Below are 12,156 nucleotides of genomic sequence, written 5' to 3'. Positions count from 1 at the left end.
CGTCTGACGCGGTGTCGCCCCAGAAAACCGCACTGATCACCGGCGCCGCTACCGGAATCGGTCGCTCCATCGCGGAAACTCTTGCGGCACAGGGTGTCCGGGTAGCCATCAATCACCCGCACACCCCCGAGCTCGCCGACGAAGCGGTCGCGAAGATCGCGGCGGACGGCGGGCAGGCGCTCGCGCTGGCCGCGGATGTGCGCGATCGGGACGAGTACACGGCCATGATCGACCAGCTGCTCGGGACCTGGGGGCAGTGGGACATCCTGGTCAACAATGCGGCGGTGGCCATTACCAAGCCGTTCGCCCAGATCACCTCCGAAGAGTTCGATCTGAGCTACGCCGTGAACGTCAAGGGCGTCTTTCACGGTATGCAGCTGGCCTGGCGGCATATGGCCGACCGGGGCCGGATCATCACCATCTCCAGCTCCACCACCGCACTCATGCTGCCCGGTTATGCCGTGTACGACTCCACCAAGGGTGCGGTCGAGCAGCTCACGCACATTCTGGCCCGGGAGTTCGGGCCGCGCGGGATCACCGTGAACGCGGTCAGCCCGGGCGCCACCGAGACCGAAACCTATCGCCTCGGCAAGAGCGATGAGTTCCTGTCCCGGCTCGAGGACATGAGCGTCTTCGGGCGGCTCGGGCAGCCGAGCGAAATCGCCGCCGTCGTAGCGTTTCTCGCCACCGATGCCGCGGGGTGGGTTACCGCGCAGAACATTCGGGTCAACGGCGGTACCGCCTAGCGATCGTGCCCGCTCCCGCTACGACCAGACCTCACTTATCGGGGTGAGGTCGGTCGGCGCGGGGGCGGGCACGGCCGCGGGCGTGCGCGAGAAGCGGGGCGCGGGAGCCGGCTGGCGGATACCGTCCACGTCGACGAGGGAACCGCGGGCGTGCAGGTGCTCATCCTCGGCGGCGTCGGTCCAGCTGCGCACCGGCGTGACGCAGGCGTCGACCTCGTCGAAGAGTGCACACCACTGCGCCTGGGTCTTCGAGGCGAACTTGTCGGTGAAGGTCTTGCGCAGAATCTCCTGCCCGGCCGGATCCATCTGCTGCGGAAGCGATTCCGGGTCCAGCTCAAGCACCCGCAGCAGCTCCGCGAAGAACTGGGGCTCGAAGGCGCCGACCGCCATATGCTTGCCGTCGGCGGTGGAATAGGTGTCGTACCAAGCCATTCCGGTATCGAGCAGATTGGTGCCGCGCTCATCGGACCAGTGCCCGCCCTGATGCAGGCTCCAGATGGAGTGCGCCAGCGTCAGTACGCCGTCCACCATGGCGGCATCGACCACCTGGCCCTGGCCGGAGCGCTGCCGTTCGAGCAGTGCGGCCATGATGCCGAGGACCAGGAAGACCGAGCCACCGCCGTAATCGCCGAGCAGATTGATCGGCGGTACCGGCCGCTCACCTTTGCGCCCGATGCCGTGCAGCGCGCCCGTCAGTCCGATGTAGTTGATGTCGTGCCCGGCTCGCGCCGAGCGCGGACCCTCCTGGCCCCACCCGGTCATCCGGCCGTACACCACGCGCGGATTACGTGCGTGCACCTGCTCCGGCCCGAGCCCGAGCCGCTCGGCCACGCCCGGCCGGAAGCCCTCGATCAGCACATCGGCCTTGTCGATGAGTCCGAGCACCTCCTCGACCGCCGCGGGATCCTTGAAATCGGCTGCCACGAACCGGCGTCCGCGCATCTGCGCCCGCATGGGCCCGAATCCCGACCGATCCCCCGGCCGCTGCACCCGGACCACATCCGCGCCCAGATCGGCCAGCATCATCCCCGCGTGCGGACCGGGCCCGATGCTCGCCAGCTCGACGACCCGAATTCCCTCCAGCGGACCCCGCGATGCGCTCAACGTCTACCCCTCTGCGGTTCTACGACGAATATCCCTGGAGTAGAACACGTGACAGATTTATCTGCCACCCCCAACCACTCCGGCTGGTAGAGCCACCAAATATACGACTGAACACACAGCAGTCAGCACAACCGGCGCGGTGGTCCGGCCCGCACCTGCCCGGACGCGGATAGGCTCGGCATGAGTGATTCGAACCTCCCGCGCGGCATCGGAGCCCCCGCGACCAGAGCCCTCACCGCCGCCGGATATCTCCGGCTCGAACAGCTCGCAGGAGTCTCCGCCGACAAACTGCTCGCCCCGCACACGGCGTGGGACCGAAGGCGATTCGCCTCCTGAAAGAGGCGCTGTCAGCCCAGGGACTCGGCCTGAGCTGACAACCCCTCCGTCATTCCCGCATACTTTTGGGCCGGAATCCACCGGGATCGGCCGAGCGACCCCGAGCGTGGATCCCGGCCGAAAGCGCGCCGGGATGACGGTTGGACTCTCAGCCGGGATGACCCCCGGTACACGTCAGTCGACGTACGCGCGCTCCAGGATCGCCTCGGTGTCGATACCGGTCGGCAGGGTACCGAAGGCAATGCCCCAGTCGCCGCCGAATCGGGTGGCGCAGAAGGCATCCGCCACGGCCTGGTTGCCGTGCCGGACCAGCTGCGAGCCCTGCAGCACCAGTGCCATGAGCTCCACGACGCGGCGGGACCGGTATTCGATATCGCTCAGATCGGTGAGTTCCTTGCCGATCCGGTCGATGGCGGTATCCAGATGCGCGTTCGCACCGCGCGCCAGCGACACCTCGTCGAAGTACGCCTGCACGCTTTCGGGCTGACGGGCCATGGCGCGCAAGGCATCCAGTGCCGCCACATTGCCCGAGCCTTCCCAGATGGACATGAGCGGCGCCTCGCGGTACAGCCGCGGCATGCCGGACTCCTCCACGTAACCATTGCCGCCCAGGCATTCCAGGGCTTCGGCGGCATGCGCGGGCGCGCGCTTGCACACCCAGTACTTGGTGACCGCCAAGGCAATTCGGCGCAGTGCCGCCTCGGCCGGATCGGTGGCAGCGCGATCCGTAGCGCCCGCCAGCCGCATCATGACGGTGGTGGCGGCCTCCGATTCGACCACCAGATCGGCCAGCACATTGCGCATGGCGGGCTGGTCGATCAGGGTGGCGCCGAAGACATTTCGATGCCGGGCGTGATGCACGGCGTGCACCACTCCGGCCCGCATGCCGGTAGCCGAGCCGATGACGCAGTCCAGCCGGGTCATATTGACCATTTCGATAATGGTCTTCACGCCCGCGCCCTCGGCGCCGACCAGCCAGCCGATAGCGTTCTCGTACTCGATCTCCGAGGAGGCATTGGACTTGTTGCCCAGCTTGTCCTTGAGCCGTTGCAGCCGAAGGGCATTGCGCGATCCGTCCGGCAGCACGCGCGGCAGCAGGAAGCAGGACAGGCCGCCGGGGGCCTGCGCGAGGGTCAGGAACATATCCGACATGGGCGCGGAAGTGAACCACTTGTGGCCCACGATCCGGTACGTCCCGTCGGAAAGCGGTGTGGCCGTGGTGGTATTGGCCCGAACGTCGGAACCGCCCTGCTTCTCCGTCATCGACATGCCGGCGATGAGACCGGCTTTGGTCGACGGTTCCCGCAGCCCGTAGTCGTAGACGCGAGAGGCCAGCAGCGGCTCGAACCGAGCCGAGAGCTCCGGATTGTGCCGCAGCGCAGGCACTACCGCGTAGGTCATAGAGATCGGGCACATATGCCCGGCATCGGAGGAACCCCAGACGGAGAACTTGGCCGCCCGCGCCGTATGCGCGCCCGCCCGGTCCTCCTGCCACGGCGAACCGTGCAGTCCGTGTGTCACAGCCACATTCATCAGCTCGTGCCAGTACGGATGGAATTCGACCTCGTCGATGCGATTGCCGTAGCGGTCGTGGGTGTGCAGGATCGGCGGGTTCTCATTGGCCACCCGCCCCCACTCCTGCGCCTCGACTCCGCCTGCGAGAACGCCGAGTTCGCGCACCTCCCCCTCGGCCCAGCCCGCGCCTTCCCGGTGCAGCCCCTCGAGCAGTGCGGGATTGCGGGAATTGTCGAAGGGCACCAGGTTCGGCACCTGATTGAACACATCATGCGTATGCATGCGAGGGACTCCTTATTCCTGGGGCACGCCGAGCGCACGCAGCGCGAAGGCGACAAGTTCGGGGACCACCGATTCACTCTCCAGCTGTTCGGCGAGTGGGCCGACCAGCACCTCACCGATGGCGCCGACCAAGGCGGTGGCACTGGTGCGCGGATCCTGCGGGGGTAGTTGGCCGGTGGCCACGCCTTCGGCGACGGCGGATTCGAAGGTCTCCGCGAAGGCCCGCCGGAACCGCAGGCGCTCCGTGTCGACGGCGGCGTCCACCGGTTCCGCGAGCAGTACATAGGCCAGTTTGGGGTTCTTGAGCGCGCGCCCGGCGAAGGTCTCCACCGCCGCCGTGACCCGTTCCCGCGCGGTCTTGCCCGCGCCGTCGGTATTGCCGGCCGCGGCGACGGCGGCGACCTCACCGGTGACGACCTCGCGGAACACCGCGGTCACCAATTCGGCTTTGCCCCTGAAGGTTTTGTACACCGTGCCGGTGGCAACAGCGGCCTCGGCGGCGACGGCCGCCATGGAGAGTCCGGCGAAGCCGTCGCGAGAAAGCACAGTCATGGCGGCCCGCACGATCGACCCGGCCTGGGCGTCGAGGCGGGCTTGTACAGCAGGGGTTCTGCGATAGGCCACGCAAGAAGTGAACCACTAATTCATTTCTTGACGCAAGCCCTCCCGTCGCCCACCACCACCCTCAACGGGGACGCTTCGCGTCGCTGTGCCCATTCTGTTCACGGCGTATGGTCGAGCCCGTGAGCGTACGAGTCGAACGCAATGGCCCCGTGACCACCGTGATCCTGCATCGCCCCCAGGCCCGCAATGCCGTCGACGGCCCCACCGCCCAGGCCCTCGCCGACGCCTTCCGCGAATTCGATGCCGACCCCACCGCGGCGGTCGCCGTGCTCTGGGGCGACGGCGGCACCTTCTGCGCCGGCGCCGACCTCAAGGCCCTCGGCACCGAGAACTCCAATCACGCGGCCGAGGACGGCGACGGCCCCATGGGCCCGACCCGCATGCAGCTGTCCAAACCGGTGATCGCCGCCGTCTCGGGCTACGCGGTCGCGGGCGGCCTGGAACTCGCCCTGTGGTGTGATCTGCGAGTTGCCGAGCAGGACAGCACCTTCGGCGTCTTCTGCCGCCGCTGGGGCGTCCCGCTCATCGACGGCGGCACCGTCCGCCTGCCGCGCATTATCGGCACCGGTCGCGCCATGGATCTGATCCTCACCGGCCGCGCCGTAGGAGCCCCCGAGGCGCTACAGATCGGCCTCGTCACCCAGGTCGTTCCCAACGGCGAATCCCGCAGGGCCGCAGAGGAACTCGCCGCCCAGCTCGCGGCACTCCCGCAAACCTGCCTGCGCTCGGATCGCATGTCGGTCCTGGAACAGGACGGCCTCACCGAAACCGCGGCCATCACCAACGAATTCCAGCACGGCCTGAAGGCCCTGATGGACGGCGCCCTCGACGGCGCACAACGGTTCGCCTCCGGCGCGGGCCGCCACGGTCAGGCCACGTAGTAACCATAGGTAGTGCTGCACATACGAATTCGGCCGGAGAGCCAAATTCTCGGCAGCGCAGCCACCACGCCGAAGTGGATGGCGGGACCAGTCCGCCGGCTGTCGGCCGATCGCGGCCGGGGACCAATCGATCCGCTTCGGACCGGGCCGGCCCGACATCGCCGGGCCTGACTCCAGAGCGGACCGTGCCCTCGATCGCCCGCGCGGCGCACAGGCGCGGCCGGTAGTCTGCCCTGCAATGAATCGGCTGAGTGTGGTGGACGAAATGTTCCTGCGGGCGCATCGGGGCATGGGTACCCCGATCGCTCTGCAGGGGCTGTGGCGTACCGCCGATCCGGTCGATACGGAGCTGGTCGAGCGGATTCACGAGGCTTTGCGAGTCGGGCCGCTGGGGCGGCGGGTCATCGGGGCCAGGGTGCCCGGGGCGCGACCGCGCTGGCAGCAGACGGCGTGGGCGCATCCGCTCCGTATTTCGGAACAGCCGATTCCGGCTGCCGCGCTGCTGGATTGGGCCGATGCGCAGGGCGGCGATCTCGATCCGGCGCTGGGCCCCGGCTGGCGATTGTCGGCCACGGCCCTGCTGGATGGCGGCTCCGTGCTGTCACTGACGTGTTCGCACGCGCTGGCGGACGGCCGGGCACTGACCCTGGCCATCGACCATGCGCTGGCGGGCACACCGCTGGCGGCGCCGATTGCGGGGCAGTCGGATTGGGCCGATGCCCGGCGGCAGTGGGCGACCGTGCTCGGCGGTACGGCTCGCGCGCTGCGCCGCGGTCTGCCCGCGCGCCCGGCCCCGGCCACCGAGCGGAACGTCGTGCTCGCAGCCGATTACACCGGCCCGGCCACCCGCAGCGCCATCCTGCAGATCCCGGCCCGGGAATGGAACCGGGTGGCGGTCGCCCACGACGGCACCGCCAACAGCCTCTTCGTCCTTCTGATCGCGAATATGCTGTGGGACAGCGGATTCCCGGCCCCCAGCCTGGCCGCCAGCCTGCCGGTGGACACCCGCGACGAACCGCGTGTCGACAATGACATGGCCATGACGGAGATCGCGATCACCCGCGCCGACACGCCCTCCACCCTGCGCCGCAAGGCCCGTGCCGCCTATGAGCACCGCATGACCAGCCCCGGCGGCATCCCGGAGGAACTCCTGCAGGTCATCCCCGACCGCTGGGCGCATGCCCTGGCCAAGGGCGCGGGCGAGCGAGACATCCTGTGTTCCAACATAGGAACCCTCCCGGACTCCCTGCTCTCCCTCGGCCCGCACCCCTGCACCGGCGTGGCCGCCCGAGCCATCCACCCCGGCCTGCGCGCCGACACCCTCCCCCGCACCCGCCTCTCCGGCTACCTCACCCGTATAGCCGACACCTACACCCTGTCCCTGGTGAGCCTCGACCCCGAAGCCATCCCGACGGCAGCCGCCCTCACCGGCCTGGCCCACAAGTCCCTGGCAGAACTCGGCCTCGACGCCACCAACTGGTAGCGCTACCGGGCCGTCGCAGTTTCGGTACACCGTGCCAGAACATGTTCGGGCACTTCGATTCCCGCTTCCAGATCCGCCGAGGAGATCGGCGCATCCCACACCTGCCGCAGCGGCAGCACGCCCGCCCACACGCCACCGGCATCGATGTCGGCGGCATCGTCGCGCGGATCACCGGTGCGGATCTTCACCGACGCTTCGGTGAGGTCGAGCGCCAGCACCATCGTCGCGGCCATTTCCTTCTTATTGGGCGACCGCACCGCATCCCAGGCGCCGGGAGCGGAGTGCTCGACAATGATGCGCAGCGCGCGCACGCGTTCCGCCTCATCGGTGAGTTCCACCGGGCGCGCGTGGATTACGGCCGATCGGTAGTTCATGGAGAAGTGCATGGCCGCACGGGCGTAGACCAATCCATCCACCTGTGTGACGGCGATCGACACCTCACCGGTCATGGCGGCACGGAGATTGCCGGCACCGGTGGAGCCGTGCAGGTACAGGGTGTCACCGTCGCGGCCGTAGATCGTGGGAATGACGACCGGGCTGCCGTGCAGCACAACGCCCAGGTGGCAGAGCATTCCGGTATCGAGGATCGCATCCAGCTCGGCGCGGTCGGTGGCTCCGCGCTCCTTCGCACGGGTGAGCGCACTGCGCGAGGTGGGCGACAATGGGGTCCGTTCGACGGATGAATCGGTCATACGACCAGCTTTATCGGCAAAATGGCATTACTGAATAGCCAATTCCACACAAGTTCCACAGACCACTTCTCCGGGGGAGATATTTCGGTGCCGTTCACACTCGCCCACCCCGCCGCCGTACTCCCGCTCCGGCGAGCGCTCTGGTTTCCCGGGCTGGTCGCAGGCAGTATTGCACCGGACATTCCGTACTACATCCCGATCGGAGCCGGTGCCGAGCGCACCCACTCCCTCCTGGGATTGCCCATCGATCTGGCACTCGGAGCAGCCCTGCTGATACTCGCCCGGCTGGCCCACCGCCCGCTGCTGACCCTCCTCGGCAGGTCCGCGACGGTCCCGGGAACCACCCTCCCGCGCGCAGCACTGGCCACCGCGGTCGGCGCCCTCACCCACCTCGCCTGGGATTCCTTCACCCACACGGAAGGTATTGCGGTGCAGCACTGGGAAATACTGCGAGAGTCCGTCACCGGACCGCACCGCGTCTACAACGTATTCGGCTACCTCTCCTCCGCCGGCGGAGTCCTCATCCTCACCTGGTACGCCACCCGGTGGTACCGCACCGCCACCCCGACTCCACCAGCCCCACAGCGCAATTGGATCCTGATTGCCCTCCTCCTGGCAGTCACGATCAGCGCCCTGCTCGCAAGCACCGACCCCATCGTCCATACCAGCCTCTACGACTGCGTCCGCCACCTACTGGTCGCCGCCACCCAGGGCGCCCTCCTGACCTTCACCGCCTGGGCAGCAGTGCATACCGCCCTCGAGCGCACCCGCTGACAATCTCAACACCAGCGATCGCTGTGTCGCAGGGGCATGAAAACGCAGCAATATCATGCGCTTTGAACATTGCCTTGAGAATTGTTCACAAGACCCTTCGAACCCACCCGCCCGCACGAGCTCATACCGTCGGGTTTCCACGCGGCGAGCGAATAGCCAATATGCCGGAGCCACAATCGATCTGGGCGATCGGATGAGTGTGGACCAAGCCCGCGGTCCGCAATCTTCGCCCACACCTACAGTGCCGCGATATTCGATGATTTCCTTCGCGATCACGTCGGCAGCCCAGCCGGCCGAACCCGGCCGAACCGGAAATCAGCGGACCGAGCCGGTTTCCGCTTCGGCCGCGTGAGGCCCGAAAGGTCCGGATCGAGTGGCAAGCTGTATACGCCCAGTTTCCGGACTTCAAGGAGGCCACTTCGATGGAAACCGGCTCGAAAAACTGGGGGGCCCGCGCCGATTCTGCCGAGCGGGCCCCGAGCGGACCGGCGGTCCTGGTCGACGATTTGCCGTTCGGGGTCGATCGGGAGTCCGTGGTGCCGTTGGCCGTGCAGGTGGCGGACGGGCTGCGGGGGGCGGCTACGACGGGGACGCTGCGGGGTGGGGACAGGTTGCCTTCGTCTCGGGAGTTGGCCACCCGGCTGGGGGTGAGCCGGACGGTGGTCACTGCCGCGTATGACCAATTGCATGCGGAGGGGTGGTTGCGCGGGCGGCACGGGTCGGGGACGTATCTGACGGCTTCGCCGCAGCCGGTGGCCGAGCGGGCCACGGCTGATCAGCGGGCGAATCCGCTCAGTGGGCTGCTGGATCTGGGTGCGGGGGCGCCGTGTATCGAGACGATCGATCGGGCGGCCTGGCGGCGGGCGTGGCGTACGGCCTCGGATCGAACTCCCCTGGTGCGCAAGGATCGCGCCGGTGAGCCCGACTATCGGGAGGCGGTGGCCGAGCATCTGCTGCGGCACCGCGGGCTGGGCGCGGGCGGCAGTAGCGCGGTACTGACCACCTCCGGAACCAGTTCCGCGGTAGCCGAACTCGCGGCGGCCATGCTGCGGCCCGGAGATGTGGTGGCCTTCGAGGATCCGGGGTACACCCGCGCCGCGGGCGCCTTCACCGCGGCGGGAGTGCGGCTGGTCCCCATTCCCGTCGATGCGGACGGACTGCGGGCAGATCTACTGCCACCCGAAACCAAAGCGGTGTATTGCACTCCCGCACACCAGTTCCCACTCGGCGCGCGCATGCCCGCCGCCCGCCGCATCGAGCTCATCGAATTCGCCCGCCGCACCGGCGCTCTCGTTATCGAGGACGATTACGACGGCGAATTGCGTTACGACACCACTCCTTTGCCGCTGCTCGCGACCCTCGCGCCGGAGTACGTCGTACATCTGGGCACCACCAGCAAGATCCTCACCCCGACCCTGGGCATCGGCTGGCTGGTCGCCGCCCCGAACGTGGTCGATGCCGTGCTCACCCATCGTGAACTCACCGGCACCGGCCCGGCCCCCGCCGGTCAGCAGGTTGTCGCCGCCCTCGCCCGGCACGGCGATCTGGCTCGCCACCTGCGCCGGCTGCGCCGGGAGATGCCACTCCGCCGCGCCCTGGTCGTCGAAGAACTGCGCAGCCACGGCCTGCGGGTGAGCGGCGATGACGCGGGCTCGCACCTGGTGGTCCCACTGGCCTCGGCCACCCAGGAGGACCGGGCCATCGCCGCCGCCCGCGAGGCGGGCGTCTATCTGGACGGCCTGGGCCGCCACCACCTCGGCACCCGACACACCTTCGGCATCGCGCTCGGTTATGCCGCCCTGTCCAGGGCAGACCTGCCGGTCGCGGTGCGCTCGGCGGGGCTCGCGCTGGCGCGGGTCGTACACTCGAGCCCATGAGCGAACAGGACATCCTCGCGCGTATCAAAACCCTGGTAGATCAGGAGCATGAGCTCCGCTCCCAGAGCGGTCAGGGCGAGATCGACCCGGAGACCGAGCGTCGCCAGCTCGCCGAACTCGAGGTCATGCTGGACCAGTGCTGGGATCTGCTGCGCCAGCGCCGCGCCCGCCTCGACCAGGGCCGCAACCCCAACGAGGCGCAGCCCAACTCGGCGCATCAGGTCGAGGGCTACCTGCAGTAGGCGGCGCGCGGCCGCCCGGCCGGGCCGAATTTGTCATATTGCCCGGCCGCACGCACCGCTACCATCGGTAAATGGTGGCAACGACAGACATCACGACCGCTGACGGTGTCGTCCGCGGTTCCGAGGGCCGCCGCGTTTCACGCTGGCGGTCCATTCCTTTCGCGGCGCCCCCGGTGGGCGATTTCCGATTCCGGGCGCCGCAGCCCGTCCAGCCGTGGCGCGGGGTGCGCGATGCCACCGAATTCGGTTTCGCCGCAATGCAGCATCGCCGCGGCGCGCAGATCGGCCCGCGGCAGCAGCAGCCGACCGGCGAGGACTGCCTGACCCTCAATATCACCGCGCCCAAGACGCCCTCGGCCACACCGCGGCCGGTCATGGTGTTCATTCACGGCGGCGGATATTTCATCGGCACCTCCGCGCTGGGTTTGTATTCCGGCTCCCGGCTGGCGCTGCGCGGCGATGTGATCGTGGTGTCGATGAACTATCGGCTCGGCGCGTTCGGATATGTCGATTTCAGCGAATTCGCCACGGCCGCACACCCATTCGACACCAATCTGGGCCTGCGGGATCAGGTCGCGGCGCTGGAGTGGGTGCAGCGCAATATCGCGGCCTTCGGCGGCGATCCGGCCAATGTGACGATCTTCGGCGAATCCGCCGGTGCGCACGCGGTACTCGCGCTCATGGCCGCGCCCGCCGCCGCGGGACTCTTCCACCGGGGCATCTCGCAGAGTCCGCCCGCCGATTGGGGCCCCTCGCAGGCCGATGCGAAACTCTTCGCGCGCCGCTGCCTCGACAAGCTCGGGGCGGCCCCCGGCGATGCCGCCGATGCCCTGATTTCGGCCCGCCCCAATGATATTCGCCGTGCGGTCGACACTGCCCTCAACGAGGTGATGCACACCCAGCCCGGCCTGTTCCCCGCCGCGCCGCAGGTCGACGGCGACTTCCTGCCGCAATCGATCACCGACGCGTTCACCGGCGGCAGCGCACACCCGGTGCCGTTGATCATCGGCACCAATCGGGACGAGGCCACACTCTTCGTCCGCTTCGACGACACCCTCCCCACCACTCCCGACCGCATGCGCTGGCTGCTGCGCCAGGCGGGCGACGGCGCCGAATCCCGGGTCACCGCGGCCTATCCCGGCTTCCCCGGCCGTAAGGTCACCGTCCGCATGGGCGGCGATTTCACCTTCTGGCGGCCCTCGCTCGCGATCATGGAGGGTCACAGCCGCTACGCCCCGACCTACGCCTACCGCTTCGACTTCGCCCCGCGCGCAATGCAACTCGCGGGTTTCGGGGCCACCCACGCCCTCGATCTGCTCCCCGTCTTCGGCGCCACCGACACTCCGGTCGGCCGGGCGCTCACGGCGGCCGGCGGCGGCCGCGGCTTCCGCGCGGTCACCCGGCAATTCCAGGACAACTGGCTCTCCTTCGCCCGCACCGGAGCGCCCCTGTCGAACTGGCCCGCGTACACCGAGGACCGGCGCGCCACCATGATCATCGACAGCCCGCAGCGCGTGGAGAACGACCCCGAGAAGGCGAAACGCCTTGCCTGGCAGGGGGTTCACGTCCCCGCACTGGTCTGAACCACTCGAGACCGGTC

At 68.5% G+C, this 12,156-nt stretch carries 12 protein-coding genes; 8 read left to right on the top strand and 4 right to left on the bottom strand.

All coding sequences use genetic code 11. The features are described from left to right. Positions 1 to 11: 11 nt before the first annotated feature. Complete coding sequence (locus tag OG716_RS35360; RefSeq protein WP_405134664.1) at positions 12 to 746, top strand: SDR family NAD(P)-dependent oxidoreductase; 735 nt, start codon at positions 12 to 14, stop codon at positions 744 to 746. Positions 747 to 764: 18 nt separating this feature from the next. On the opposite strand, the gene OG716_RS35355 is transcribed toward OG716_RS35360, so the two are convergent. Then, on the bottom strand, positions 765 to 1,850 hold the full coding sequence (locus tag OG716_RS35355) for a CaiB/BaiF CoA transferase family protein (RefSeq protein ID WP_405134663.1): 1,086 nt from the start codon (positions 1,848 to 1,850) through the stop codon (positions 765 to 767). Between the two features lie 180 nt (positions 1,851 to 2,030). Here OG716_RS35355 and OG716_RS35350 point away from each other — a divergent pair, with 180 nt between their 5' ends. After that, the gene (locus OG716_RS35350; protein WP_405134662.1) at positions 2,031 to 2,186 is read left to right on the top strand and encodes a hypothetical protein; all 156 of its coding nucleotides are present in this window, start codon (positions 2,031 to 2,033) and stop codon (positions 2,184 to 2,186) included. A 174-nt stretch (positions 2,187 to 2,360) separates the two neighbouring features. Here OG716_RS35350 and OG716_RS35345 read toward each other — a convergent pair whose 3' ends face one another. After that, positions 2,361 to 3,983, bottom strand: a complete 1,623-nt coding sequence (locus OG716_RS35345) for an acyl-CoA dehydrogenase family protein (RefSeq protein ID WP_405134661.1) — start codon at positions 3,981 to 3,983, stop codon at positions 2,361 to 2,363. A 12-nt stretch (positions 3,984 to 3,995) separates the two neighbouring features. Then, complete coding sequence (locus OG716_RS35340) at positions 3,996 to 4,607, bottom strand: TetR/AcrR family transcriptional regulator (RefSeq protein WP_405134660.1); 612 nt, start codon at positions 4,605 to 4,607, stop codon at positions 3,996 to 3,998. 107 nt (positions 4,608 to 4,714) lie between these two features. Between OG716_RS35340 and OG716_RS35335 the strand changes: the two genes are divergently transcribed. Both OG716_RS35335 and OG716_RS35330 read left to right on the top strand, forming a co-directional pair. Further along, positions 4,715 to 5,488: a crotonase/enoyl-CoA hydratase family protein gene (locus tag OG716_RS35335; RefSeq protein ID WP_405134659.1), complete on the top strand. Its 774-nt coding sequence runs from the start codon at positions 4,715 to 4,717 to the stop codon at positions 5,486 to 5,488. Between the two features lie 238 nt (positions 5,489 to 5,726). Next, positions 5,727 to 6,971 carry a hypothetical protein gene (locus OG716_RS35330; RefSeq protein WP_405134658.1) on the top strand — a complete coding sequence of 415 codons (1,245 nt, stop codon included), beginning with the start codon at positions 5,727 to 5,729 and terminating at the stop codon, positions 6,969 to 6,971. Positions 6,972 to 6,973: 2 nt separating this feature from the next. Here the strand turns inward: OG716_RS35330 and OG716_RS35325 are convergent, their stop codons facing one another. Beyond that, positions 6,974 to 7,663, bottom strand: a complete 690-nt coding sequence (locus tag OG716_RS35325; RefSeq protein WP_405134657.1) for a pyridoxamine 5'-phosphate oxidase family protein — start codon at positions 7,661 to 7,663, stop codon at positions 6,974 to 6,976. 87 nt (positions 7,664 to 7,750) lie between these two features. On the opposite strand from OG716_RS35325, the gene OG716_RS35320 reads away from it, so the two are divergent. The 4 genes from OG716_RS35320 (at position 7,751) to OG716_RS35305 (ending at position 12,139) form a co-directional block, all read left to right on the top strand. After that, positions 7,751 to 8,437, top strand: coding sequence for a DUF4184 family protein (locus tag OG716_RS35320; protein ID WP_405134656.1), 687 nt, complete (start codon positions 7,751 to 7,753; stop codon positions 8,435 to 8,437). Positions 8,438 to 8,859: 422 nt separating this feature from the next. Then, positions 8,860 to 10,314 (top strand): PLP-dependent aminotransferase family protein, encoded by a 1,455-nt coding sequence (locus OG716_RS35315; protein ID WP_405134655.1) that lies wholly within the window; start codon positions 8,860 to 8,862, stop codon positions 10,312 to 10,314. Then, positions 10,311 to 10,556: a DUF2630 family protein gene (locus OG716_RS35310; RefSeq protein ID WP_405134654.1), complete on the top strand. Its 246-nt coding sequence runs from the start codon at positions 10,311 to 10,313 to the stop codon at positions 10,554 to 10,556. The genes OG716_RS35315 and OG716_RS35310 overlap by 4 nt, the downstream gene beginning before the upstream one ends. 71 nt (positions 10,557 to 10,627) lie before the next feature. Further along, positions 10,628 to 12,139: a carboxylesterase/lipase family protein gene (locus OG716_RS35305; RefSeq protein WP_405134653.1), complete on the top strand. Its 1,512-nt coding sequence runs from the start codon at positions 10,628 to 10,630 to the stop codon at positions 12,137 to 12,139. The last annotated feature ends 17 nt before the right edge of the window (positions 12,140 to 12,156 follow it).

Source organism: Nocardia sp. NBC_01388 (assembly GCF_045040085.1).
In the GTDB taxonomy this organism is placed as follows: Bacteria; Actinomycetota; Actinomycetes; order Mycobacteriales; family Mycobacteriaceae; genus Nocardia.
The sequence above is the reverse complement of the archived record's forward strand: the minus strand, read 5'-3'. Positions and strand labels throughout refer to the sequence as shown.